25 protein-coding genes are annotated in these 25,639 nt (G+C 63.8%); 23 read left to right on the forward strand and 2 right to left on the reverse strand.

What is annotated here, in order from left to right; translation table 11 throughout:
• Positions 1 to 371: 371 nt before the first annotated feature.
• The 3 genes from groES to cysC all read left to right on the forward strand — a co-directional run bounded on the left by groES (position 372) and on the right by cysC (position 3,156).
• On the forward strand, positions 372 to 662 hold the full coding sequence (gene groES, locus P2869_RS03210) for a co-chaperone GroES (protein WP_017773021.1): 291 nt from the start codon (positions 372 to 374) through the stop codon (positions 660 to 662).
• Between the two features lie 45 nt (positions 663 to 707).
• Positions 708 to 2,351, forward strand: a complete 1,644-nt coding sequence (groL, locus tag P2869_RS03215) for a chaperonin GroEL (protein WP_017773022.1) — start codon at positions 708 to 710, stop codon at positions 2,349 to 2,351.
• A 268-nt stretch (positions 2,352 to 2,619) separates the two neighbouring features.
• The gene (gene cysC, locus P2869_RS03220; protein WP_017773023.1) at positions 2,620 to 3,156 is read left to right on the forward strand and encodes an adenylyl-sulfate kinase; all 537 of its coding nucleotides are present in this window, start codon (positions 2,620 to 2,622) and stop codon (positions 3,154 to 3,156) included.
• Between the two features lie 89 nt (positions 3,157 to 3,245).
• On the opposite strand, the gene P2869_RS03225 is transcribed toward cysC, so the two are convergent.
• Positions 3,246 to 4,121, reverse strand: coding sequence for a hydroxymethylpyrimidine/phosphomethylpyrimidine kinase (locus P2869_RS03225; protein WP_017773024.1), 876 nt, complete (start codon positions 4,119 to 4,121; stop codon positions 3,246 to 3,248).
• Between the two features lie 244 nt (positions 4,122 to 4,365).
• Between P2869_RS03225 and P2869_RS03230 the strand changes: the two genes are divergently transcribed.
• The 9 genes from P2869_RS03230 to P2869_RS03270 all read left to right on the forward strand — a co-directional run bounded on the left by P2869_RS03230 (position 4,366) and on the right by P2869_RS03270 (position 12,453).
• A complete protein-coding gene (locus tag P2869_RS03230) occupies positions 4,366 to 4,536 on the forward strand; it encodes a rubredoxin (protein WP_025527884.1) in 171 nt (56 codons plus the stop codon).
• 274 nt (positions 4,537 to 4,810) lie between these two features.
• Positions 4,811 to 6,235: a hypothetical protein gene (locus P2869_RS03235; RefSeq protein ID WP_277597445.1), complete on the forward strand. Its 1,425-nt coding sequence runs from the start codon at positions 4,811 to 4,813 to the stop codon at positions 6,233 to 6,235.
• Between the two features lie 303 nt (positions 6,236 to 6,538).
• On the forward strand, positions 6,539 to 7,120 hold the full coding sequence (locus P2869_RS03240) for a YqgE/AlgH family protein (RefSeq protein WP_114809034.1): 582 nt from the start codon (positions 6,539 to 6,541) through the stop codon (positions 7,118 to 7,120).
• Complete coding sequence (gene ruvX / locus P2869_RS03245) at positions 7,117 to 7,551, forward strand: Holliday junction resolvase RuvX (protein WP_126877727.1); 435 nt, start codon at positions 7,117 to 7,119, stop codon at positions 7,549 to 7,551. The genes P2869_RS03240 and ruvX overlap by 4 nt, the downstream gene beginning before the upstream one ends.
• Complete coding sequence (pyrR, locus tag P2869_RS03250) at positions 7,548 to 8,063, forward strand: bifunctional pyr operon transcriptional regulator/uracil phosphoribosyltransferase PyrR (RefSeq protein WP_017773029.1); 516 nt, start codon at positions 7,548 to 7,550, stop codon at positions 8,061 to 8,063. Before ruvX ends, pyrR begins: the two co-directional genes overlap by 4 nt.
• A 158-nt stretch (positions 8,064 to 8,221) precedes the next feature.
• Positions 8,222 to 9,262 carry an aspartate carbamoyltransferase catalytic subunit gene (locus P2869_RS03255; RefSeq protein ID WP_017773030.1) on the forward strand — a complete coding sequence of 347 codons (1,041 nt, stop codon included), beginning with the start codon at positions 8,222 to 8,224 and terminating at the stop codon, positions 9,260 to 9,262.
• 68 nt (positions 9,263 to 9,330) lie between these two features.
• Positions 9,331 to 10,611, forward strand: coding sequence for a dihydroorotase (locus P2869_RS03260; RefSeq protein WP_017773031.1), 1,281 nt, complete (start codon positions 9,331 to 9,333; stop codon positions 10,609 to 10,611).
• Between the two features lie 30 nt (positions 10,612 to 10,641).
• A complete protein-coding gene (locus P2869_RS03265; RefSeq protein WP_277597446.1) occupies positions 10,642 to 11,478 on the forward strand; it encodes a lysophospholipid acyltransferase family protein in 837 nt (278 codons plus the stop codon).
• Positions 11,479 to 11,541: 63 nt separating this feature from the next.
• Positions 11,542 to 12,453, forward strand: coding sequence for an NAD-dependent epimerase/dehydratase family protein (locus P2869_RS03270; protein ID WP_233411743.1), 912 nt, complete (start codon positions 11,542 to 11,544; stop codon positions 12,451 to 12,453).
• Positions 12,454 to 12,486: 33 nt separating this feature from the next.
• On the opposite strand, the gene P2869_RS03275 is transcribed toward P2869_RS03270, so the two are convergent.
• Positions 12,487 to 13,341 carry a symmetrical bis(5'-nucleosyl)-tetraphosphatase gene (locus tag P2869_RS03275; RefSeq protein WP_199543204.1) on the reverse strand — a complete coding sequence of 285 codons (855 nt, stop codon included), beginning with the start codon at positions 13,339 to 13,341 and terminating at the stop codon, positions 12,487 to 12,489.
• 183 nt (positions 13,342 to 13,524) lie between these two features.
• On the opposite strand from P2869_RS03275, the gene rfbB reads away from it, so the two are divergent.
• The 11 genes from rfbB (at position 13,525) to P2869_RS03330 (ending at position 25,631) form a co-directional block, all read left to right on the forward strand.
• Positions 13,525 to 14,589, forward strand: a complete 1,065-nt coding sequence (gene rfbB, locus P2869_RS03280; RefSeq protein ID WP_277597447.1) for a dTDP-glucose 4,6-dehydratase — start codon at positions 13,525 to 13,527, stop codon at positions 14,587 to 14,589.
• Between the two features lie 10 nt (positions 14,590 to 14,599).
• A complete protein-coding gene (gene rfbA, locus P2869_RS03285) occupies positions 14,600 to 15,481 on the forward strand; it encodes a glucose-1-phosphate thymidylyltransferase RfbA (RefSeq protein WP_126877733.1) in 882 nt (293 codons plus the stop codon).
• A complete protein-coding gene (rfbC, locus tag P2869_RS03290; protein WP_026121090.1) occupies positions 15,478 to 16,029 on the forward strand; it encodes a dTDP-4-dehydrorhamnose 3,5-epimerase in 552 nt (183 codons plus the stop codon). The genes rfbA and rfbC overlap by 4 nt, the downstream gene beginning before the upstream one ends.
• The gene (gene rfbD, locus P2869_RS03295) at positions 16,026 to 16,916 is read left to right on the forward strand and encodes a dTDP-4-dehydrorhamnose reductase (RefSeq protein WP_277597448.1); all 891 of its coding nucleotides are present in this window, start codon (positions 16,026 to 16,028) and stop codon (positions 16,914 to 16,916) included. Before rfbC ends, rfbD begins: the two co-directional genes overlap by 4 nt.
• 287 nt (positions 16,917 to 17,203) lie before the next feature.
• Complete coding sequence (locus P2869_RS03300; protein WP_277597449.1) at positions 17,204 to 18,619, forward strand: mannose-1-phosphate guanylyltransferase/mannose-6-phosphate isomerase; 1,416 nt, start codon at positions 17,204 to 17,206, stop codon at positions 18,617 to 18,619.
• Between the two features lies 1 nt (position 18,620).
• Positions 18,621 to 19,442, forward strand: a complete 822-nt coding sequence (locus tag P2869_RS03305; protein WP_026121092.1) for an ABC transporter permease — start codon at positions 18,621 to 18,623, stop codon at positions 19,440 to 19,442.
• 1 nt (position 19,443) lies between these two features.
• The gene (locus P2869_RS03310) at positions 19,444 to 20,223 is read left to right on the forward strand and encodes an ABC transporter ATP-binding protein (RefSeq protein ID WP_199543544.1); all 780 of its coding nucleotides are present in this window, start codon (positions 19,444 to 19,446) and stop codon (positions 20,221 to 20,223) included.
• Positions 20,224 to 20,319: 96 nt separating this feature from the next.
• A complete protein-coding gene (locus P2869_RS03315; protein WP_277597450.1) occupies positions 20,320 to 21,705 on the forward strand; it encodes a phenylacetate--CoA ligase family protein in 1,386 nt (461 codons plus the stop codon).
• A complete protein-coding gene (locus P2869_RS03320) occupies positions 21,702 to 23,276 on the forward strand; it encodes a polysaccharide deacetylase (protein WP_277597451.1) in 1,575 nt (524 codons plus the stop codon). The genes P2869_RS03315 and P2869_RS03320 overlap by 4 nt, the downstream gene beginning before the upstream one ends.
• Positions 23,273 to 24,394, forward strand: coding sequence for a UDP-N-acetylglucosamine 2-epimerase (non-hydrolyzing) (gene wecB / locus P2869_RS03325; RefSeq protein WP_277597452.1), 1,122 nt, complete (start codon positions 23,273 to 23,275; stop codon positions 24,392 to 24,394). Before P2869_RS03320 ends, wecB begins: the two co-directional genes overlap by 4 nt.
• Positions 24,387 to 25,631, forward strand: a complete 1,245-nt coding sequence (locus P2869_RS03330) for a glycosyltransferase (protein WP_277597453.1) — start codon at positions 24,387 to 24,389, stop codon at positions 25,629 to 25,631. The genes wecB and P2869_RS03330 overlap by 8 nt, the downstream gene beginning before the upstream one ends.
• Positions 25,632 to 25,639: the final 8 nt, after the last annotated feature.

The raw sequence follows: 25,639 nt of genomic DNA on the forward strand, positions 1-25,639 counted from the left end.
GAGATTGGGGATTTCCCGGGGGTGTCCAGCTTGCACGCAGCGCAGATCGATTCAGTGCTTTGGAAGAGCGAAGCGCATCTTCTTGAAACGGCGGCCGCATGAGACGCGCGCGAGTCGACTTAAGGGTATGTTTTAAATGGGAAATTCGACGTTCTGCGCACGGCGTGCGGCGATGACCAGTTCCAGCTTAAGTGAACGAAGTTCCAAATTGAGTGCATCTCGACGCCACACCCGTCCCCCGTTCTTGAATTTGTCACCACCCGTCCATATAATTAGCACTCACCGCACGAGAGTGCTAACAACATCTCCGGCCTGGCTCTGCCAGGCCGGGTTTCTTGAGTGTCCTTCAAGTCTCGAAGAGAGGAGTTTGTATGAACCTTCGTCCTTTGCATGATCGCGTGATCGTCAAGCGTCTGGATCAGGAAACCAAGACCGCCTCGGGTATCGTGATTCCCGAAGCAGCTGCTGAAAAGCCGGATCAAGGCGAGATTCTGGCGATCGGCCCGGGCAAGCGCGATGACAAGGGCGCCCAGATCGCTCTCGACGTGAAGGTCGGCGATCGCGTCCTGTTCGGCAAGTACGCTGGCCAGACCGTCAAGGTGGACGGCCAGGAACTGCTCGTGATGCGCGAAGAAGACATCATGGCCGTGGTCAACAAGTAAGCCTGCACGGTCCATATTCACCAAAGAGATTCAAGGAGTTACAAGATGGCAGCTAAAGACGTCGTGTTCGGCGATTCCGCCCGTTCGAAGATGGTCGAAGGCGTGAACATTCTCGCCAATGCAGTGAAGGTCACGCTGGGTCCGAAGGGCCGCAACGTGGTGCTCGAGCGCAGCTTCGGCGGCCCGACGGTCACCAAGGACGGTGTGTCGGTCGCGAAGGAAATCGAGCTGAAGGACAAGCTGCAGAACATGGGCGCCCAGATGGTCAAGGAAGTGGCTTCCAAGACCAGCGACAACGCAGGTGACGGTACGACGACCGCTACCGTGCTGGCTCAGTCCATCGTTCGCGAAGGCATGAAGTACGTCGCATCGGGCATGAACCCGATGGACCTGAAGCGCGGCATCGACAAGGCCGTCGCGGCAGCTGTCGAAGAGCTGCGCAAGATCAGCAAGCCCTGCACGACCAGCAAGGAAATCGCTCAGGTCGGCGCGATCTCGGCTAACAGCGACACGTCGATCGGCGACCGCATCGCGGAAGCCATGGACAAGGTCGGCAAGGAAGGCGTGATCACGGTGGAAGACGGCAAGTCGCTCGCCGACGAGCTGGAAGTCGTGGAAGGTATGCAGTTCGACCGCGGCTACCTGTCGCCGTACTTCATCAACAACCCGGACAAGCAGGTCGCCGTCCTGGAAAGCCCGTTCGTGCTGCTGCACGACAAGAAGGTCTCGAACATCCGTGACCTGCTGCCGGTGCTGGAACAGGTTGCCAAGGCTGGCCGTCCGCTGCTGATCATCGCTGAAGACATCGAAGGCGAAGCGCTCGCAACGCTCGTGGTCAACAACATCCGCGGCATCCTGAAGACGGTGGCTGTCAAGGCTCCGGGCTTCGGCGACCGTCGCAAGGCGATGCTGGAAGACATCGCGATCCTGACCGGCGGTCAGGTGATCGCGGAAGAAACGGGTCTGTCGCTCGAGAAGGCAACGCTGGCCGAGCTGGGTCAGGCAAAGCGCATCGAAGTGGGCAAGGAAAACACGACGATCATCGACGGCGCTGGCGAAGCCCGCAACATCGAAGCGCGCGTCAAGCAGATCCGCACGCAGATCGAGGAAGCCACCTCGGACTACGACCGCGAGAAGCTGCAAGAGCGCGTCGCGAAGCTGGCTGGCGGCGTGGCCGTGATTAAGGTGGGTGCCGCGACCGAAGTCGAAATGAAGGAAAAGAAGGCACGTGTGGAAGACGCGCTGCACGCAACCCGCGCTGCCGTTGAAGAAGGCATCGTCCCCGGCGGCGGCGTTGCGCTGATCCGTGCACGTGCTGCGATCACCGCCCTGAAGGGTGTGAACCCCGACCAGGAAGCGGGCATCAAGATCGTGCTGCGCGCCATGGAAGAGCCGCTGCGTCAGATCGTCACGAACGGCGGCGAAGAAGCGAGCGTGGTGGTGGCAGCCGTGGCGCAAGGCCAGGGCAACTACGGCTACAACGCAGCGACCGGCGAGTACGGCGACCTGGTTGAAGCCGGCGTGGTCGATCCGACCAAGGTGACGCGCACCGCGCTGCAGAACGCCGCATCGGTTGCCGGCCTCCTGCTGACGACGGACGCAGCGGTTGCCGAACTGCCGAAGGAAGACGCTCCGATGGCCGGTGGCGGCATGCCCGGCGGCATGGGCGGCATGGGCATGGACATGTAATAACGGCGCAAGCCCGCATTACATGGAAGTGCCGGGGAGCCTCGGCTCCCCGCGGTCTCAAGACGAAACCCGCTTCGGCGGGTTTCGTCGTTTCTGACGCCTGCCAGCGTATCCGTTTGAGAAATATTCTGTAATGGTCATATTTTTGGAGCGGCGACGGAAAACGTCTGCGCAAACGTTAAAGTACGGATGTAATACAACCGTAGGGTCTGCCGTGAACACGAACGATGATGGCTTGACAGCAGCCGCACCCCGGCCGGTCGTCTGGATGACAGGTCTGCCAGGCGCCGGGAAGACGACGATTGCACAGGCGTTGTTCGAGACGCTGCAGAACCTCAACGCGAAGGCTATCGTGCTCGACGGCGATACACTGCGCGCAGGCATCTGCTCGGACCTCGGCTTTTCGGAAGCCGATCGCATCGAAAACATTCGCCGCATCGCGCATCTCGCGAAGCTCTTCCAGCGGGAAGGCTACGTCGTGATCGTGGCCACGATTTCGCCATTCGCCCAGCAGCGCGCGCTGGCGCGCTCCATCGTCGGTGACGGTTTCATCGAAACGTTCATCTCCGCACCGCCACAGCTTTGCGCCGAACGAGACCCGAAGGGGATGTACGCTCAGGCGCGCGAGGGCCGGATCCAGCAGTTCACCGGGGTGTCGTCGCCTTACGAGCCGCCGGTCGAGCCGGAACTCGTGATCGACACATCGGCGTGCCGTGTCGAAGGCGCCGTCGCCACAATCGTTCTTCGGCTGGGTAAGGGTGTGCGGGGTCGCCGCGAAGCAAAACGGGCCGCGTGCAACGCCTGATTTTCTCCTGCGGCGCGAAAGCGCCGACTGCGACTGCAGCAGTCAGTCAGCACTCGCTCAAAACCGCTCCGAACGCCGCAAAACCGCTCTCAATGATGATGCCTGGCTTCGCCTGACGAGCCCGAGCCGGCCGCGTCGCCGGCCTTGGGCGTTTCTTCGTCGTCGTTGCTGCGCGCCCAGAAGAAGCGATCGGGCAGATACGCACCCATCCCCGGCCGGAACGCACTGCGCGTGCTCTGATAGAGATACTCCTGAGCCTCGCGCACGGCTTCGGGCGGTTCCTGGCCGTTCGCAAGCAGCGCGGCGACGGCCGCGCCCAACGTGTCCGTGAGCCCCATGATGCGCTGCGGACCGCGGTCCCAGGTGTCCTGGCGCAACTGCCCGTCTTCGCTGAAGAGCGTATTGACGAGCCGGTGCGAGCCCGTTTCCATCGAGAGAATGTACTCGCAGCCTTGCGAGAGCAGATGCGAGATCGCCGCGTCGAGACTCGGTGCCTCTGCGTCGCCGTCCGGCTGTGCGAGCGCGAGCAGCGTGGCGCTGTCCGCGATCAGCAGCGTGGTCTGCGGCGCAAGCAGGTCGGCAATGGCCTCGCGCAGTTCGTCGGCGGCCAGCACGTGTTCGTCGTCGAGCGTGAAGTCAGGCGCGAGGATGAGCGGAACGTCGTCGTAGTCGGCAACCACTTCCGCGATCGCGCTCACCACTTCGGCACGAGCCGCCGCGCCCACCTTGAATGCGGCGATCGGCATGTCTTCGAGCAGCATCCTCGCCTGGGTTGCGACCGTGTCCGGATCGAGCCCGGTCACCTCGTCACAACTGGCCGAGTCGCGCACCGTGTAGCCGGTCAACACCGTGACGCCGTGGCAACCCATGCTGGCGAGTGTCATCAGGTCCGCCTGGACGCCGGAGCCGCCAGTGGGATCGGAAAGGCCGAAGGTGAGGACGATCGGAGGGGTGTCGCTGGACATGAACGTAGGAGGGAAATGATTGGGAGGGCGCAAGGTTCGCACGCCATGCGGGCGGGGCTTGCGAATGGCTCAATTATGCGTCCTGCGGCCGCATTGCGGCTGGGTTTTTGCCTCGTTGCACGAATGATCGGTGCCACCCGCGCTTGCGGACAACCGCGCCGGTCTCGCCCGGCACGGTGAAAAAAGGTACCATCATGGCTCCCGTTTTTCCGGTTATTTTTGGACTTTTCGACGCGGCATAAGAATGGAATATAGAAGCTGGATGTGCCTGATCTGCGGCTGGATCTACGACGAAGAAGCCGGATTGCCAGAAGAAGGTATTGCACCGGGCACGCGCTGGGAGGATGTCCCGATCAATTGGACCTGTCCCGAGTGCGGCGCGCGCAAGGAAGACTTCGAGATGGTTCAGATCTGATCCGGGCCACGCCTGCGGCCCGATATCGCGCGCGCCGTCGGCGTGACTCGTGGGCCTGGGCACCGGCACGCAACGCGTTTGCCGCATCGCAAAGGGAGTTCGTCATCGTACCTGCGCGAGCCGATCCGTACCGGGCCACGCATGCCCGATCTGCGACGTGCCGGCCACGGGCAGGGGCGCGTCTGCGTGCGCTTGCGTGTAGAGGCAGGCGCACGCCATCGTTTCGCTGCACTGCGTACGAATTCGTATCCGCGCGCGTTCCCGCCACCCTCTCATGACCTTCCAGCCGACCCTTCCCGCCACCTTCGACGCCTTGCCCAATCCGCGCGGTGGCGCGGTGCGTGCCGCTGAAACGGCGCTTGCCGACGCGCAGCGCGCCCTGGAGGCGGGAGGCGATTGCGCCGGGCCGCTCTTGCGCGCGGCGCATGCCTTGCGCGAAGCGGGCTGGCTGTCGGCTCACCGCTTCGTCGACACGCTGCTGCTCGTTTCGCCTCTGGCGCTGGCTGCGAACTCTGATGCCGCGAATCTCGACGAAGGCGGCGCGCACCGCGTCGCGTCGGCTGCGCTCGGTGATTTTCGTGCGGCGCTCGCGCGGCACAACCTGCGTGAACTGTCGTGTTCGCCGGCGCTCTACGGTCGTCTGCATGCGATGTGCCAGGTGCTCGCGCCGCATACGCCCGGTTTCACCATCTCGTTCGAGGACTACGCGCTTGTTGCCCGGCCCGTGCCGCCCGCGACGATGCGGCCGCAGCCGGCGCAACGCATTGCCCACATGCGGGCCCGTTACGAGGCTGCGCTGCTGCCCGCGTTAAAGACGCAGACGGCGGGCAGCCGTGCCGCGGCCGCGTGGGCGGATGCGGCGTTCAACGAGATGGACGCGTGCCTCGCCGAACTCGCCGGCCCCGATCCCTACGACTTCTGGCGTCTCGCCTCGGCGTGCGGGCGGGCCTTGCGTGCGAGCCGCCACGCGACGGGTGAAGCGGACGCACGACGTTTCTATGCGCGCTGCAACCTTGCGCTGGCCGACCAGGCGCGCGGCGTGCAGCTTGCCCCGCGCTCGCTGGTAAGGTCCACGCTCGCGCTGCTGTGGCGCGACTACGCGCTCTTCGGCGCTGCAGCTGAGGACGCCGACCACGTCGAACTGCTGCACGACTATGGCCTCACGGTGGACTGGCACGTGGCGGCAACCCAGGCGTCCGAAGCGCTGTGGGAAGAAGGGGCGTCCCAGCAGGCGGGTAGCGTGGCGGCACCGCGCGACGACAACAGGGAACTGGGGGTGCTCACCATCAGTGGCCAGGCGTATGAAGATTTTCTGCAGACGGCCGATGCGTCGATGACGGCGCTCAACGAGTACGCCCGCACCGCAAGCCGTCCGGAGAAGGCCGATCCCGGCGCGGCACTCCAGGCGGGCGATGCGGCGTACCGCGTCGGCGCGGCGGCCTGTGCGCTCGGGCTCGGTCACGTCGCGCTCATGGCCGATGCGCTAGGTCTCGCCTGGCGGCGCACGGCGTATGCGGGCGTGGCCACGCCGGCGGTGCGCTCGCATGTGGTGGTCGAAGCGCCGGACGTCCGCGCCCTCGAACAAGGCTGCGAAGCCTTGCGTGCGATGCTGCTCAAGACCGCTGCAGGCGTCGCGCCGCCGGACAGCAGCAGTGCGCTCGCTGCTCTCGCCCGTGCGATCGAGCAGGGCGGCGGCTGAACGCATGGAATGCGCGCATCGGCCATGCGGCAAGCATCCAGCACGCATGCGACGGGCACACGCGGCGAAAGCAGACGCTGAAACGGCCTTTGCAGCCCTGCGCGGCACAAGCCTCGCGAAGGGCTGCGCCTTGCACATTGAAAGCACACGCGCGTGATACAGTGAGCGTTAGATATTCCGTAGAAAAGGATCGTGCAGGCAGCGGAAAGTATCGCGGCCCCAGCCATCGCGTGAGGCCGCGCAAGGCCGCAGACTGCGGCCCGGCTGCCGCCATCCCGCATCGTCTTTGCTAAAATTCGAACCATGTCCAAGAGTAACGATCGCATCAATCTGACCAACCAGTTCCTGATTGCCATGCCCAACATGGCCGATCCCACGTTTTCAGGAACGGTGGTCTACCTTTGCGATCACAGCGAGCGCGGTGCGCTCGGCCTCGTCATCAATCGTCCCACCGACATCGACCTGCAAGCGCTCTTCTCGCGCATCGATCTCAAGCTCGAGATCGAGCCGCTGCTGCATGTGCCCGTCTACTTCGGCGGCCCCGTGCAGACCGAGCGTGGCTTCGTGCTGCACGAGCCGCTGGAGGGCAAGAGCTACACGTCGACCATGCTGGTGCCGGGCGGCGGGCTGGAGATGACCACGTCCAAAGACGTGCTCGAGGCGGTCGCAAACGGCAAAGGTCCCGAGCGTTTTCTGCTCACGCTGGGTCATGCAGGCTGGGGCGCCGGCCAGCTCGAAGAGGAAATCTCGAAGAACGGCTGGCTCACGGTCGAGGCGGATCCGAAGATCGTCTTCGATGTGCCCGCCGAAGAGCGCTTCGAAGCAGCACTCGCGCTGCTCGGCATTTCTTCGACGATGCTTTCGGGCGAGGCGGGTCACGCATGAGCGTGGCGAGCGGCCGTGAGGCAACGCTGCTGGCGTTCGACTACGGCGAGAAGCGCATCGGCGTCGCGCTCGGCAACTCGCTTACGCGCAGTGCCAGGCCGCTCACGGTGGTTCCCAACCGCAACCGCGATTACCGCTTCGAGGCCATCGGCAAGCTGATCGCCGAGTGGAAGCCGGACGTCCTCGTGGTTGGTTTGCCCTCGCATCCGGACGGCACGCCGCACGCCATGACACAGCAGGCGAAGCGCTTCGGCAATCAGCTCAACGGACGCTTCAATCTGCCTGTCGTGTGGGTGGACGAGCGATATACGTCGGTAGACGCCGAAGCGCAGATTCGCGAGCGCGGCGGCGACACCGGGCAGCTCGATGCCGAAGCGGCCTCCATCATTCTCCAGCAGTATCTGGACGAACTTTCCGATCATCCGCTATGAGTTCCATTGACGCCGAGGCGCTCTACCGCAGCGTCCTCGAACAGATTCGTGCCGCGTATGGCGATCAACTGGGCCGTGCCGACGGCGCCGTGCTGGCCGGCATCTACAGCGGCGGCGCGTGGCTTGCCGAGCGCCTCGCGCGCGACCTCGGCGTGGCCGAATGGGGCGTCGTGAACGTGGCACTGCATCGCGACGACTACGCCAAGAAGGGACTGCACACGCAGGCGAGCCCCACGTCGCTGCCGTTCGAAGTGGATGATCGCCGCATCGTGCTCGTCGACGACGTGCTGTACACCGGCCGCACCGTGCGCGCCGCCATCAATGAGTTGTACGACTACGGCCGGCCTGCGGCCATCGAACTCGCCGTGCTGGCCGATCGCGGTGGCCGCGAGCTGCCCGTGGCCGCACGTTTCGTGGGCGGTGTGGTGGACGTGCCCGCCGACGCCACGCTCGTGCTCGCACATGGCGACGACGGCCGCTTCACGTTCCACACCGAACCGCGGCAGGCTTGAAGGCAACATGCGCATGCCGCCGTCGGCGTTCGCGCGCTTCATGATGCTCCGCGTGACGCACATCATGAACCGGGCGATCTGACGCCGCCCAGCGTGTACGTTTGCGCGCCGCGCGGGCAGGCATCTCGAAATACCCGTTTGAATCAGGCACATCATCCATGAACACCTCCACCGCGGCACCCGGAAATCCTGCGGACCACAGCGGCACGGACGCTGCCGGCGACCGATTCCGCTACGGCTTCCTGAAGGGCAACCCGCAACTCACGAAGAACGGCGAACTCAAGCATCTGCTGACCATCGAAGGGCTGCCGCGCGCCATTGTCACGCACATTCTCGACACGGCCGCGCAGTTCGTGAGCGTGACCGACCGCGAGGTCAAGAAGGTGCCGCTGTTGCGCGGCAAGTCCGTGTTCAACCTGTTCTTCGAGAACTCCACGCGCACGCGCACCACGTTCGAGATCGCGGCCAAGCGTCTCTCGGCAGACGTCATCAACCTCAACATCAACGCGTCGTCCACGAGCAAGGGCGAGTCGCTGCTCGACACCATCAACAACCTTTCCGCGATGCACGCGGACATGTTCGTGGTGCGCCACGCGTCGAGCGGTGCGCCGTACCTGATCGCCGAGCACTGCGCGCCGCACGTGCACGTGATCAACGCCGGCGACGGCCGGCACGCGCACCCCACTCAGGGCCTGCTCGACATGTACACGATTCGCCACTACAAGCGCGACTTCACGCAGCTGCGCGTGGCGATCGTGGGCGACATCCTGCACTCGCGCGTGGCACGCTCGGACATCCACGCGCTCACCACGCTCGGCGTGCCGGAAGTGCGCGCCATCGGTCCGCGCACGCTGTTGCCGGGCAATCTGGAGCAGATGGGCGTGCGCGTGTTCCACAACCTCGACGAGGGGCTGAAGGACGTCGACGTCATCATCATGCTGCGGCTGCAGAACGAGCGCATGAGCGGGGCGCTGCTGCCTTCCGCGCAGGAGTACTTCAAGAGCTGGGGCCTCACGCCGGAGCGCCTTGCGCTGGCGCGGCCCGACGCCATCGTCATGCACCCCGGCCCGATGAACCGCGGCGTGGAAATCGATTCGCAGGTGGCCGACGGCCCGCAGTCGGTGATCCTCAACCAGGTGACGTTCGGCATCGCCGTGCGCATGGCGGTGATGGGCATCGTCGCGGGCAACAACGACTGAATTCCACACACGCATTTCGAGGCGACACCGCCACGATACAGCCAGGGCACGCATAACAAAGGCAGCGCATGAAGATTCATATTCAGGGCGGCACGGTCATCGATCCGGCAGCCGGCACCGAACAGCAGCAGGACGTATTCATCGCGGCGGGCAAGGTCGTCGCGCTCGGCAACGCGCCCGCCGACTTCCACGCGGCGAAGACCATCGACGCACGCGGCCTCGTGGTGGCCCCGGGTCTCGTCGATCTCTCGGCGCGTCTGCGCGAGCCCGGCTACGAGCACAAGGCCACGCTCGAATCGGAAATGGCCGCCGCGCTCGCAGGCGGCGTGACGAGCCTCGTGTGTCCGCCCGACACCGACCCGGTGCTCGACGAACCGGGCCTCGTGGAGATGCTCAAGTTCCGCGCGCGCAACCTCAACCAGGCGCACGTGTATCCGCTGGGTGCGCTCACGGTGGGCCTCAAGGGGCAGGTGATCACCGAGATGGTGGAACTCACCGAGTCCGGCTGCGTGGCGTTCTCGCAGGCCGACCAGCCTATCGTCGATACGCAGGTCATGTTGCGCGCGCTGCAGTACGCGAGTACGTACGGCTACACCGCGTGGCTGCGTCCGCTCGACGCGTATCTCGCGAAGGGTGGCGTGGCGGCCAGCGGCGCGGTGGCGTCGCGGCTCGGTCTCTCGGGCGTGCCGGTGTCCGCCGAGACCATCGCGCTGCACACCATTTTCGAACTCGTGCGCGTGACGGGCGCGCGCGTGCATCTGGCGCATATCTCGTCGGCGGCGGGCGTGAGCCTGATGCGCGCGGCCAAGGCCGAAGGGTTGCCCGTGACCTGCGACGTCACGATCAATCACGTGCATCTGATCGACATGGACATCGGCTACTTCGATTCGCAATTCCGGCTCGACCCGCCGCTGCGCCAGCAGCGCGATCGCGACGCGATTCGCGCGGGGCTGATCGACGGCACCATCGACGCGATCTGTTCCGACCACACGCCCGTGGACGACGACGAGAAGCTGCTGCCGTTCGCCGAAGCCACGCCCGGCTCGACAGGCCTCGAACTGTTGCTCTCGCTCACCGTGAAGTGGGCGAGCGAGGCCGGCGTGCCGCTCGCGAAGGCGCTCGATCGCATCACGGCTGGCGCCGCGGACGTGCTGAAACTGCCGGCCGGACGTATCGCCGTGGGCGACGTGGCCGACGTGTGCGTATTCGATCCCGACACGCACTGGCGCGTGGACCCGCGCACGCTCAAGAGCCAGGGACACAACTCGCCGTTCCTCGGCTACGAGCTGCCGGCGCGCGTGCGCGCGACGATCGTCTCGGGGCACGTGGCGTTCGAGCAGCAACGCTGACCCAGCAGAATCGATTCGACGGCACTGAACATGAAGATCGCGTTTCGCAAGATCAGGATTGTGCTTCACCTCCTGCACGGCATGTGGACCGTCGCGACACGCTTTTCGCGCGCCTCGGCCGAAACGCGCACGCAGCTGACGCGCGCCTGGTCGCTCAAGCTGCTGCGCCTCGCCGGCGTGCGGCTCGTCGTGCACAACGACGTCGCGCGGCTCGACGAAGGCGTGCTGGTGGTGAGCAACCACGTGTCGTGGATCGACATCTACGTGATCAACGCCTGGCGGCCTACGCCGTTCGTGTCCAAGGCGGAGATCCGCAACTGGCCGGTGGTGGGGTGGCTCGCGCACAAGCTCGACACGGTGTTCATCCACCGCGAGAAGCGCAGCGACGCGAAGCGCATCATGCACGAGCTGGCGTCGCGGCTCGACAGCGGCGCGCGCATGTGCGTATTTCCCGAAGGCACGACGTCGGACGGCCGCGGCGTGCTGCCGTTTCACTCGAACCTGTTCCAGGCGCCGGTGTCGGCGTCACGGCCGGTGCAGCCCGTCTGTCTGATGTATGAGGAGGCGAACGGACGGCAGTCCGTGGCGCCTGCTTACATTGACGACGTATCGCTTGGCCAGTCGCTCGATGCATTGCTGCGCGCGGGTCCGCTCACGGCGCACGTCTATATCGGCGAGGCGCTCGCGCCGGGCGCGGACCGGCGTGCGCTTGCGGCGGAAGCCGAGGCTTCCGTGAAGCGGGCGCTGGAGGCATTGCAGGGCGGGGCAAGGGGAGCGACGGAGCGGGAGCAAGCGACCGAGGCGCGCGACTCCGGGCAGGCTGCGCACGAGAGCGGGCCGGGTAGCGATACGCTGGCCGCGGGATGAGGCGGCGCGGGCCAATCGCGCCGCGTGCTGCAACTGATGAACAGGTATCTGGGAGTAGAGAAATTGGGCTTTCCTTCTGAGCAAACGGGCAGGCGCGTACTGATCACCGGGGCTCGCGGCTTCACCGGCGCGTATGTTCGCGACGAGTTGCAGCGTGCCGGGTATGAGGTGGTTGGCGCGGTCGGCCACACGCATACCGCCGAGGCGAACGAGCATGTGCTCGACATCACGTCGCTGGAGGCGTGCCGCCGCGTGATCGGCGAAGTGCGCCCCACGCACATCGTGCATCTGGCGGCGATCAGCTTTGTTGCACACGACGACGCGCTCGACATGTATCGCGTCAACGTGCTGGGCACGCTGAATCTCTTGCAGGCCTGTGTCGACGTGGGCGTGCAGCCCCAAAAGATTCTGGTGGCAAGCAGCGCGAACGTGTACGGAAACGCGGCGGGCGTGGTCGATGAGAACGTGATGCCGGCGCCCGTGAACCACTACGCTGCAAGCAAGCTGGCGATGGAGCATCTCGTGCGCACGTGGTTCGACCGGTTGCCGATCGTCATGACCCGGCCCTTCAACTACACGGGCCGCGGGCAGGAAAGCCGCTTCCTCGTGCCGAAGATCGTCTCGCACTTCGTGCAGCGCAAGCCCTTCATCGAACTGGGCAATCTCGACGTGGCGCGTGACTTCTCCGATGTGCGCGTGGTGGCCGCGACTTACCGTGCGCTGCTCGAATCCGAGGCGGCGTGCGGGCAGACGGTCAACGTCTGTAGCGAACACGCGCGTACGTTGCACGAGGTTATCGACATGGTGCGCGAAGCCTCGGGTCACGATCTCGAGGTGCGCGTCAATCCGGCGTTCGTGAGGGCGAACGAGGTGAAGGTGCTCGTCGGGTCCGCGGCCCGGTTGCGCAGCCTCGTGCCCGACGTGAAGCCCATCGACTTCGCCGAAACGATCAAGTGGATGGTCGGCCCGGCGTAAGGGTGGGGTGGCTGGAGTGGGGCCGGCGCGCGGTCACTCGAACTCGGCGCGGCACCCCGAGCATTCCACCTGCACGACCGTCCTTGCGCCGGGTTCGTTCGTGAGACGTACCGCGGACAACTGGTTGCCCCAGACGCACCCGGTGTCGAGGCCGATCAGATTGTCCCGCATGGTGAGGCCCAGGGCGGCCCAATGACCGAAGACGACGGTCGTGTTGGCCGTCTTGCGGCCGGGAACGTCGAACCAGGGCAGGCATCCGGGCGGCGCGGCATCGAGCGGACCACTCGAGGTGAAATCCATCGCGCCGTCCGCCGTGCAAAAGCGTAGACGGGTCAGCGCGGCGCAGGTGATGCGCAGGCGGTCTATCCCTTTCAGGTCGGACGACCACCGGCTCGGCTTGTTGCCGTAAAGGCCGGCGAGCGTTTCCTTCCAGTCTGGAGCGCGCAGCGCGCGCTGCAGGTCGTCGGCCAGTTCCAGTGTCAGGGCGACGTCCCATTGCGGCAGCACGCCCGCATGAACGAGCAACGTGCCGTTCTCGAAATGGGCGATGGGGCGATGGCGTATCCAGTGAAGCAGGTCCGCCGCGTCCGGCGCGGCGAGAATTTCAGCGATCGTGTCGCCCTTCTTGATGTTGCGGATGCCCGCCGATACCGACAGCAGATGCAGATCGTGATTGCCGAGCACGGTAGTCGCGCGATCGCCCAGTTCGATGACGTCACGCAGCGTGGCAAGCGATTCGCGGCCGCGGTTGATGATGTCGCCGGCGAACCAGAGGGGCGTGTCGGGCGAAGGGGCAACCTTCTCGAGCAATTGCCGGAACTGGCTGCGGCAGCCTTGCAGATCACCGAAGGCGATGGGGCTGGGCGGCGGGGTGAGGTGAGAAGTCATTGGCCAGGGGAATTGAGCGGAAACGCACAAATACGGTCCGAAAAGGCACGCAGAATGCAGTCTGAGCGAGCGCTGGAGCGGGCCGGCAGCGTGACATAATAGCTTCTCCAGCGCAGTACCGTGGTTTCGCTGCCGCCCTGTACCGTCGGACAGGCGAGGCAGTATCGATTCAGAGGAAATGGAATGATTCTGGTGACAGGCGGCGCGGGCTTCATTGGCGCCAATTTCGTGCTCGACTGGCTGCGCGATGGCAACGAGCCGGTCGTGAACGTCGACAAACTGACCTACGCGGGCAACGCCGAAACGCTTGCGCCGCTGTCGTCGGATGAACGGCACGTGTTCGTGCGCGAAGACATCTGCGACCGTGCGGCAATGGATGCGCTCTTTTCGACGTACAAGCCACGCGCCGTCGTTCACTTCGCTGCCGAAAGCCATGTGGACCGCTCCATTCACGGCCCGGGCGAATTCGTTCAGACCAACGTGGTGGGAACGTTCACGCTGCTCGAAGCGGCACGTGCCTACTGGGGCACCCTCAGCGACGGCGAAAGGGATTCGTTCCGTTTTCTGCACGTGTCCACGGACGAAGTATTCGGCTCCCTCGCTCCTGCCGATGCGGCGTTCAGCGAAGTCACTGCATACGCGCCCAATAGCCCGTACTCGGCGAGCAAGGCGGCCTCCGACCATTTCGTGCGGGCCTACCACCATACCTACGGCCTGCCGACGCTCACCACCAACTGTTCCAACAACTACGGTCCTTACCAGTTTCCCGAAAAGCTCATTCCGCTCACTATCATCAACGCGCTGGCGGGCAAACGCCTGCCGGTTTATGGCGACGGCTCCAACGTGCGCGACTGGCTTTATGTCGGCGACCATTGCGCAGCCATCCGTACCGTGCTTGCACGGGGAACGCCGGGCGAGACGTACAACATCGGCGGATGGAACGAGAAGAAGAACATCGAGGTCGTGCGCACGATCTGCGGTTTGCTCGACGAGTTGCGGCCGGCGGGCGAAGGCGCCCGATACGAATCGCAGATCGAGTTCGTCAAGGACCGACCCGGCCATGACCAGCGCTACGCCATCGATGCCACGAAGATCGAACGGGAACTCGGCTGGCGGCCGGCGGAAACGTTCGAGACCGGATTGAGGAAGACCGTTCAGTGGTACCTCGATCATGCCGCGTGGGTGCAGGGCGTGACGAGCGGCAGCTATCGTCACTGGATCGAACAGCACTACGCGCCGCAAAGCTGAGGGGGCGGTCATGTCACGTAAGGGCATTATCCTGGCCGGCGGTTCCGGCACGCGGCTCTACCCCATCACGCACGCGGTGTCGAAGCAGTTGCTGCCGGTGTACGACAAGCCGATGGTCTACTACCCGCTCTCCACGCTCATGCTGGCCGGCATTCGCGACGTGCTGGTCATCTCGACGCCGGCGGACACGCCTCGCTTCCAGTCGATGCTGGGCGACGGCAGCCAGTGGGGAATGAATCTTCAATATGCCGTGCAGCCGTCGCCCGATGGGCTCGCGCAGGCGTTCATCATCGGACGCGATTTCGTGGGCGGCGACCCCTCGGCGTTGATTCTGGGCGACAACATTTTTTACGGCCACGATCTGGCGCGGCAACTCGACGCGGCGAACACGCGGGACGTGGGTGCAACGGTCTTTGCCTACCATGTGACCGACCCGGAGCGCTACGGCGTCGTGGAGTTCGACGATCAGTTTCGTGCGTGCTCCATCGAAGAGAAACCTTCGCGCCCGCGCTCCAACTATGCGGTCACGGGGCTGTACTTCTACGACAACGACGTGTGCGATATCGCAGCGGACATCAAACCGTCCGCGCGCGGCGAGCTTGAAATCACCGACGTCAACTCCCGATACCTCGAAGCAGCCAGGCTGCACGTCGAAATCATGGGACGCGGTTACGCCTGGCTCGACACGGGAACACACGATTCGCTGATCGAAGCAGCCACGTTCATTGCCACACTCCAGAAACGGCAGGGCTTGATGGTGGCGTGCCCCGAAGAGATCGCCTTCAGAAACCGCTGGATCGACGCCGCGCAAGTGGAGCGCCTTGCTGCACCGCTTGCGAAGAATGGTTACGGCGCCTACCTGCTCAAGCTACTTTCGGAACCCATCGCATGAAAATAACCGTTACGCCTACCACGCTGCCTGAGGTGAAAATTATCGAACCGAAGGTCTTCGCGGACGCGCGCGGCTTTTTCTTCGAAAGCTTCAATGCGCAGGAGTTTGCCGAAGCCGTGGGCGAAGAAACCAGCTTCGTGCAGGACAACCATTCGAGGTCGGCGAAGAACGTTTTGCGCGGCCTGCACTACCAGGTCGAGCGACCGCAGGGCAAGCTCGTGCGCGTGATTGCGGGGGAAGTCTTCGACGTTGCGGTGGATATCCGCAAGAACTCGCCGAACTTCGGCAAGTGGGCCGGCGTTCGGCTGAGCGCCGACAACAAGCGGCAACTCTGGATTCCGGGCGGCTTCGCGCATGGGTTCGTCGTGCTGTCCGAGTCCGCGGAGTTCCTGTACAAGACGACCGACTACTGGTTCCCCGAGCATGAGCGGTGTCTGCTGTGGAACGATGCGGACGTAGGCGTGGCGTGGCCGCTCGAAGGCGAGCCGCTGCTGGCCGCGAAGGACGCCGCAGGCAAGCGGCTCGTTGAAGCGGAGGTGTACGCATGAAGATCTTGCTCGTCGGCAAGAATGGACAGGTGGGCTGGGAGTTGCGACGTGCCTTGCTCCCGCTCGGCGAGGTCGTGGCATTCGACCGTGAGCGGCTGGATATGAGCCGCCCCGAGACCATTAGCGGTGCGGTCGATCAGGTGTCCCCTGACGTGATCGTCAACGCGACTGCTTATACGGCGGTCGATCGGGCGGAAACGGAAGAGGGACTGGCTACGACCGTGAACGGTACTGCTGTCGGCGCACTCGCTGAGGCAGCGCGACGCCATCAGGCAGTACTACTGCATTATTCGACCGACTACGTGTTCGACGGTACGGCGACGGCGCCCTATGTCGAAGACGCCGTTCCCTCTCCGCAGAGTGCGTACGGCAGGAGCAAGCTTGCGGGGGAGCAGGCGATTGCCGAAGTGGGCGGTGACTGGATGGTGTTCCGCACCTCATGGGTCTATGGCGTGCGCGGCCGTAACTTCATGCGCACGATTGCGGGCGCGTCGCTGGAGCGCGACGCGCTGCGCGTGGTTGCCGATCAGCGTGGCACGCCTACCGCCGCGCGCACCATTGCCGACCTGACGGCTCACGCGCTTCGCGAGGCACTGTTGCGCCGACGCGACGGTGCTTTCCCCGGCGGCATGTACCACCTGACGGCGAGCGGCGAAACGACCTGGCACGCGTTTGCCGAGCGCATCGTCGATGCCATGCGGGCGGCTCGCGGTGATGCCGTGCGGACCCGTTCGATCGAACCCATTACCACCGAGCAGTTCGCTGCCCCCGCTCCCCGTCCTCGTTATTCCGTGCTCGACGGCACGCGATTCGATCACACCTTCGGCCTGTCCCGCCCCGACTGGAAGACAGCGTTCGAACTGGTCTTTGCCGACTACCTCGCCTGACGAAACGGCCGCCTCCCGTCTGAGGCGATTCGCCGCTACCGGCACTCCGCGTGCCGGTGTTTTCCTTGCAATTGGTAGCATTCTTGCGCACTTTGTCAGGCCGGTTCGCCCCTAGAATCGCGATATTCAGAGGGTTAGCCGTGCGATACAATGCGCGTTTGTCTTTCAAACGCGCGGCGTTCGCGCACAGGGGCAGATGATATCGGTACGTCGGCGAATCGTCGGACGTATGCCATTCGAATAAGCCGCGCCCCAGCCTGGAACGAAATGCAAGCAGTGAGGAATTCGTGAGTTTGATACCCATCATCCTGTGTGGCGGTGCAGGTTCCCGTCTCTGGCCGGTCTCCAGAGAGTCGCATCCTAAGCCCTTCATCCGCCTTTCGGATGGCCAGAGCCTTCTGCAAAAGGCTTTCCTGCGCGCAGCAGCCCTGCCGGGCGTTGAACAAATCCTGACAGTCACGAACAGAGACCTGTTTTTCAAGGCCGAGGACGAGTTCCGCGAGGTGAACAAGGACGGTATCGCCACGTCGTTCATCTGTGAACCGTTCGGCCGCAACACCGCTGCCGCTATCGCTGCGGCGGTGGAGCACGTGTCGCAGGTGCACGGTCCCGATGCGACGCTGCTGGTTCTCGCAGCAGATCACCTCATCGCCGATCAGGCCGCTTTTGCGACAGCCGTGGAGAAAGCGGTCGAGCTTGCCCAGAGCGGCAAAATTGTAACTTTTGGTGTCCGTCCCGAAACGCCCGAGACGGGATACGGCTATATCGAAGCGGAAGGCAACGACGTACTGCGCTTCATCGAGAAGCCGTCGCTGGAAAAAGCCCGCGAGTATTTGACGTCGCAACAGTTCCTCTGGAACTCGGGCATCTTCTGCTTCACTGCGCGGGCCATGCATCGGGAAATGCAACTGCATTGCCCCGATATCCTCGCTGCCGTATCCGAGTGTCTTGCCGACTCGCGTGTCTCGGAAGGCAAGGGCTGGACGCAGGTTCAACTCGAACCGAAGAGCTTTGGCGCCGTGCCGGAGAACTCCATCGACTACGCCGTGATGGAGAAGTGCCAGCAGGCGGCTGTCGTGCCTTGCAGCATCGGTTGGAGCGATATCGGCTCGTGGGCGGCACTGAGCGAACTCTGCAAGCCGGACGGGCACGGTAACCGCGTGGAAGGCGAGGCGTTGTTGCACGACGTCGACAACTGCTACCTGATGAGCCGTGACCGCGTGATCGGTGCGGTGGGCGTCGAAAACCTCATCGTCATCGATACGCCTGACGCGCTGCTGATCGTGAACCGGGAACGCGCGCAGGACGTCAAGTACATCTACTCCGAACTGAAGGCGCGTGGGCACGAAGCCCACAAGCTGCACCGAACGGTGCACCGGCCCTGGGGGACCTACACGGTCCTGGAAGAGGGCCCGCGTTTCAAGATCAAGCGAATCGAGGTCAAGCCGGGTGCCAGCCTCAGTCTGCAAATGCACCATCATCGCAGCGAGCATTGGATTGTCGTGAGCGGCATGGCGAAGGTCGTGAACGGTGACCAGGAACTCTTTGTCGGCACCAACGAGTCGACCTATATTCCGGCTGGGCACAAGCATCGCCTCGAGAACCCCGGGGTCGTCGGCCTTGTGATGATCGAGGTCCAAAGCGGTGAGTATCTGGGCGAAGACGACATCGTCCGGTTCGAGGATGTTTACGGACGTGCCTGATATGGATGTTGCAGCGGACGATCAAGTTGGCAGGAATCTCGGCAACCACGACGGGCATAACGACCTGCTCGTGGGGATGAAGTCGGTGCGTGTCTGGGGCACGCTCGGCTGGCACGACATCAGGCAGCGCTATCGTCGGTCGGTGATCGGACCTTTCTGGTTCACGCTCAGCACGGCGATCATGGTGGTCGTGCTGGGTGCGCTGTACTCGACGCTCTTGCATCAAGAGATCAAGAACTACCTGCCTTACCTCGCAGTCGGGCTGGTGGTGTGGCAGTACCTCTCGTCGGTGGCGAACGAAGGATGCAACGCGTTCATCGGGTCGGCGTACCTCATCAAGCAGATACGAATTCCCTTGACCGTCCATGTTTGCCGGATCGCGTGGCGCAATTTCGTGATCCTGCTGCACAGCTTCCCGGTCGTCGTGCTGCTGCTGATCGCGTTTGGGCGCTGGCCCAGCTGGGAGTTTCTGCTTTTGCCCGTCGGCCTTGGCTTGCTGTTCCTGCACGGCGTCTGGCTTGGCGTTTCGCTGGGCGTGCTGTGTGCGCGCTTCCGCGATATTCCTCCTATCGTGACCAACCTCATCCAGGTCGTGTTCTTCTTCACGCCGGTCATGTGGTCGCCGGAAATTCTCAAAGATCGCGGGTGGGTTGCGGAATACAACCCGCTGTATCACCTGATCGAAACCGTGCGTGCGCCCGTTACGGGCCGGCCGATTCATTGGGAGTCGTGGGCCTGGAGCATCGGTTTGCTGGTGGTTGGGTTCGCCTTTTCGCAATATCTGATGCGGCGGTGCCGCGATCGCGTTCCCTATTGGCTGTGACATCGTGAGTTCATTTATTGTCGCCGAGGAAATTTCGGTCGAATTTCCCATCTACGAGAATTCCCATCGCTCGCTGAAGAAGGCCGTGCTCAACCTGACGACCGGCGGCCGGATCGGCCAGGACGCGGGCCGCCACGCGGTCGTGCGGGCGCTGGACAATCTGACGTTCAGCTTCACGGACGGCGAGCGCATTGGTCTTGTCGGGCACAACGGTTCGGGCAAGACGACCTTGCTGCGCGCGCTTTCCGGTGTCTACGCGCCGGTGCGCGGAAAGCTCAGCACGCGCGGCAAGATCGCTTCGCTGCTGGATGTCTCAATGGGCCTCGACCCTGACGCGACCGGCTTCGAGAACATCTATCTGCGCGGTATCCTGGACGGTCTGCCGCCTGGGCGGATCAAAAGCAAGATCGACGAAATCGCCGAATTCAGCGAACTCGGCGAATACCTGAATCTGCCGGTGCGCACGTATTCGAGCGGCATGATGCTGCGGCTCGCGTTCGCCATCTCGACCAGCATCGAGGCCGACATCCTCATCATGGACGAGTGGCTGAGCGTCGGCGATGCCGACTTCAGCGTGAAGGCGGCGCAGCGCCTGGAAATGCTGGTGGGGAACGCTTCCATCGTCGTGGTGGCCACGCACGATCCTTCGCTCATCGAGCGCGTCTGTACCCGCAAGATCAGCCTGGAGCACGGGAAGATGGTGTCGGACGAGCCGGTCGTGCCGGCAGTCGCCCCGGCGACAGAAGCCACGCCTTCGGGCGGCGCCCGCCAGACCGCGTGAGCTTGCACCGCTGCGGACGAGCGTCCGGGCAGGTGGAACGGGCGGTTCCGAAATACTTCAACGGTTCTTCGTGGGCCTCAACGAGGCATGTACAACATGCGTGCTGATCACCCGATTGTTCGCTACGGCGAGTCGCTTTTTCTGTACCAGCCGTTCCGCTTGCTGAAGGGCATGATGGGCGCGTACGTTGCCTATCCGATTGCGGAGAGCCGGGAAAAGCGTAGCGTGCGGCCCAAGGTGGCTGAGCTTCGCGAATACTACCGGCTTCCATTCGAAGCCCGGCGCCGCATAGCGCTTGAGCGTCTGACCGCGATCCTTCAATTCTCGGCCGAACATGTGCCTTACTACCGCGATCTCTTTCGCGAGAAGCAGTTCGATCCCGTAAAGGCAGGGCAAGACCCACGTTATCTGGAAGATCTTCCGTATTTGACGAAGGACGTCATTCGCGAGCAGGGTGCGCGTCTCTTTTCGCGCCCGCTCGAGGAAACCCGCCATCACGCGTGCAAGACAGGCGGCTCGACGGGGTTGTCCTGCACCATCTTTTATGACCAGGAAGCCGCCGATTATTCTTCGGCCGTTACGTTTTACGCACGGCGTCGCGCGGGCAAGCGCGGCTATCGGTCCGAGCTCCATTTCGCGTGCCGCTTTCCCGATCAGGTGATTCCTGAGTGGCCGTCGCGCGAAGACTTCAAATGCTTTGCGATGAACCGCAGCAACATTTTCTTCGACCGCATCGATGACGAGGGGCTGGAGGAAATCTGGCGCACGTTGAAGCGGCGCAAACCCTTTCTTGCGCACGGGCATCCGTCGACCATGTATGCGTTGGCGTGCTATATCGAACGCAAGTACGGCCGCGCAAAGGCTTTCGAAGTCTTCGAGTCGAGTGGCGAATTGCTGGAGGACAGCGCGCGCGAAGTGATCGAACGGGCGCTTCGGTGTCGCGTGATCAATCGCTACGGGCTCGCGGAACTCGGTGTGATGGCGTACGAGCTCGACGGCCATGAAGGCGGTTTTCAGATTCTCGAATCCGAAGGCTGGCCCGAGAACCGTCCTGTCGATACGGTTTCTGACGGAGGCGCGAGCGAACTCGTTTTCACCGGCTTTCGCAACCGGCTGATGCCCCTGATCCGCTATGCGACGGGCGACCTCGCACACGTCGAAGATCGCGCCGACGGATTGTTCCTGACGGATGTTGTGGGGCGGATTCACGACGTTGTGCCGATCAATGGCGTGGCGCACGCGACGCACCATATCCAGGACATGCTGGACCATCGCGTGGGCGGCATTCAGGAATTCCAGATCGATCTGCGCACGCAACCTCCGACGTTGCGCATCGTGCTCGAGCCGTGGGCCAACGAGCAGGACACGACCGCGAAGCTGCGCAGCTACTGGCAAGACGCTTTCAGCATCGCCTATGTCGGCCACGACGACCTTGTGCGCGTGGGGCGCCGCGCAAAATTCCGCCATGTGGTGACGGCATGATCGGCGTTCTCTTTCCGGCTCCGTCGGCCGAGGCTGGTCGACTCGTGCTGGCTGCGCTGCGCCGCTCGGTCAGCAGTGCGCAGGCAAACTGGCTGTCGTACGCGGCTCTGCGCGAGCGTGCGCCTGCCGTCATCGTCGCCATCGACGTGCCGGACGCCTGGGGCGCCGCCCTCGTCGAGTGGGTCGCTTCTTCAGGCTCCAAACTGGTCGTGTTCGGTCGGCTGCCCGCGGCGCTCGCGCACTATCTTGGTTGTGAGGAGCGCGCATGGCCTGAGCCACTTGCGTCGGCCGCGCGCAGCGCGCCGGCAGCCAGTCGTGAAGCGGCCGAGAGCGACGCTTCGGTTCGATATACGGCGCTGTCGGCCACCCTTGGCGGTCGCGCATGGGTGCGTCCGTTCGAACGCTTCGACTTTACCGACGAGTGGAACAACCTGGGCTTCGGCGCGATTCGCGCGGATGGATCCATCTGGGGCGTTCGTCAGCCAATCGACGTCCCTGAAGAGGCCCGGCTGGCATCGGTTCACGTGGGCGCCGAGCGACAGTTTTCCTACGCAGGTCTGTGGGACAAGGCCACAGCCAGCGTACTCTGGTTCAATCGTCCCGTTGGCCCTTGCGACTCGTTCGAGTGGCGGTTGATCGAGAACTTCCTGTCGGCGCACCGCGCCGGCGAACTTCACTGTCAGCCTGTTCTGAGCGAGATTCCGTGGGGTTACGATGCCGCGATCACATCTCGCCTCGACTGCGATGAGGATGTCGAGTCGGCGCGTCCGTTGTGGCAGACGTACCGACGCCTGGGTGTCCCGTTCTCGCTCGCGGTTCACACGTCGAATCTCGCGGACACGGCTCATCACGCGATTCTTCGCGAGCTTGCTGCCGACCGCGACGCCGCGCTGCTTTCTCATACGGCCACGCACGCGCCCAACTGGGGGGGAAGTTACGAGGCTGCATGTGTAGAGGGCGGCGAATCGATGCGGCTGCTGCAGTCCGTGATCGGCAAGCCGGTTCGCTACGCCGTGTCGCCGTTCCACCAGAGCCCGCCTTACGCGCTCGAAGCGTTGTCCGACTGTGGCTACTCGGGCTGTGTGGGCGGAATCATCCGCAACGATCCGGAATTCCTACTGGCGCGAGGCGGCACGCTTGCCGGCATGCCGGAGGGCTTCATTGGACACAGCCAGCAGACGATGCTGCATGGCGATTGCATGCTGGCCTCGGGCGACCCCCTGGCCGTGTTCAAGCAGGCATTCGATCTTGCGTTCGAGACGAAGACGCTTTTCGGCTACCTCGACCACCCGTTCTCGGCGCGCTACCAGTACGGTTGGCCCAACGAACCCGTGCGCATCGACGCTCACGAAAAGCTGATCGCGTACATCGCAGGCCGCGCGAGCAAACCAGTCTTCCTCAATGAAGAGACGGCGCTGGATTTCCTGCTGGCCAAATCGTCGCTGCGCGTGATTGAAGAGGCCGGAACGTTCCGTGTGCAATTGCCCGGCGAGCCGGGCACTGCGTTGCGCTTCGCGGTCGAGTTCCGTGGTGAATCGTTCGAGGTTGATCCAGAGAGGCGGCTGCGATGAAAGTGATGGTCGTACTGGGTACGCGCCCGGAAGTCATCAAGCTGGCGCCGGTGATCGAGGCGTTGCGCCCGAGGGTAGAGACCATCGTGTGCGCGAGCGGTCAGCACAAGGAAATGCTGGCGCAGGCACTCGGCTTTTTCGGCATCGTGCCGGACATCAGTGTGGACACGATGAGTCCGGGGCAGTCGTTGAACATCCTGTCGGCGAAGCTGCTGACCGAGATGGACGGGGTACTCGAGCGGGTTCGCCCTGACTGGGTCGTCGTTCAGGGCGATACGACGACGGCCTTCTGTGCGGGACTGGCTGCGTTCCATCGCGGTATTGCGGTAGCCCACGTTGAAGCTGGACTGCGCACGCGCGATCTGGCGAATCCGTTTCCGGAAGAGGCGAACCGCAGCCTGCTCGCTCGCATCGTTACCCGCCATTTCGCGCCGACGGAACTCGCTCGCCAGAACCTGCTGCACGAAGGCATCGACGACGCGCGCATCGTTGTGACCGGCAATACCGTGGTGGATGCCATCATGCTGGCCCGGCAATCATGGGAGCAGGCGCCCGCGAGTCTCGCGTTGCCCAAGTGGGAGGGTGCGGAGCAGTCCCACATTCTGGTGACCTGTCATCGGCGTGAAAACTTCGGCGAGACGCTGCTGGGCATCTGCAAGGTGTTGCGCGACCTGTGTGGTCGGTATCGGCAATATCAGTGGGTGTTTCCGGTTCACCTGAATCCCGCCGTGCGCGAACCCGTGATGCGTGAGCTCGGCGCGATTCCCAATCTGGCTTTGATCGAGCCCGTGGACTATCCGTCGAGCCTTTACCTCATCAGCCGGAGCGCGCTCGTGGTCAGCGACTCGGGCGGCATTCAGGAAGAGGCGCCAACGTTCGGCGTGCCGGTGGTCGTGATGCGCGGCCACACCGAGCGGCGCGAAGGCGTGGATGCTGGATTTGCGACACTGGCCGGGCAAACGCCCGAAGGCATCGAGGCCGCGGCGGTGGCCTGGCTAGACAACCCGGAGCGTCGGCAAGCGCTGCGCAACCGGGCGAATCCGTACGGCGATGGCCATGCGTCCGAACGCATGGTTGCGAGCCTGCTGGGGCAGCCGGTTGAGGTGTTCGGTGGCTGAGTCTGAGCACCTCGGGTCGGCGGCCGGTGATTGCGTTCTCTTTTCCACCGCCGACTGGGACGAGCCGTACTGGACGAACAAGCAACACACCGCCCGCATCCTGGCGCGTCGCGGCTGGAGGGTGCTGTACGTCGAGAGTGTCGGTTTGCGCTCGCCGAAGCTTGCAAGCGGCAAAGACTGGGCGCGCATCTGGCGCCGGCTCTGGAGCGGCCTGAGGTCCAACTTTATTGCGCCGCCGCAACGCGAGCACAACGTGTGGGTGCTCTCGCCTCTGATGTTTCCCGCGAAGCACCATTGGCCTGTGGTGAGCCGCTTCAATCAGGCTTTGCTCAGATGGAGCGTGGCGCGATTTGCGCGCCGGCACCGTTTTTCGGACACGGTGGTGTGGACGTATCATCCGTTCATGCTGGAGGCGATCGAGACCCTCCCGCACGGACCGCTGATCTATCATTGCGTGGACGATCTGGCGGCAATTCCAGGGGTTGACGTCGAGGCGTTCCATCGCGCGCAGCAGCAACTACTGGGATTGAGCGAAGCGGTATTTACAACGGCCGCGGCACTGCGCGACCAATGCCTGCCGTTCAATCCGAACACACACTTTTTCGCGAACGTCGTCGATGCGCAGCACTTCGGACGCGCACTCGAACGCCGGGGACCATTGCCGCATGATCTTGCTGCGATCCCCGGGCCGCGACTGGTCTATCACGGCGTGTTGTCGGACTTCAAGGTGGATTTTCCCTTGATCGCGGCGGCGGCGCGCAGGCGGCCGGACTGGCAATGGATCTTTATCGGTGAGGAGCGGGAAGGCCAGCGCAGCGCCTGGGTGTCGCAGTTGAAGGAACTGCCCAACGTGCATTTCCTGGGCTACAGGGCTTATGAGCAACTGCCCGCGTATCTGGCCGGAATGGATGTCGGACTGTTGCCGACGCTGCTGAACGGCTATACGCGGTCGATGTTCCCGATGAAGTTCTTCGAGTACCTGGCTGCCGGTCTGCCGGTGGTGTCGACGCCTCTGGATTTCACCAAAGACCGCTTCGATGGGCTCGAAGTGGGGGAAACGCCCGAGGCGTTCGTGGCCGCCATCGAGCGCCAGCTGGCGCGCGGCAAGCTGACACCCCAGGAGTCCCGCGTGTACGTCGGCGATAATACCTGGGATGCCCGGACCGTTAAAATGCTGGATTGTGTGTGGCGAGGAGCAGCAAGCAGGAAGCCAGAGCAGCTTGCCTCGGAACATTAACTGGAGTA

The organism is Paraburkholderia sp. SUR17 (assembly GCF_029536165.1).
GTDB classification, from domain to species: Bacteria; Pseudomonadota; Gammaproteobacteria; order Burkholderiales; family Burkholderiaceae; genus Paraburkholderia; species Paraburkholderia kururiensis.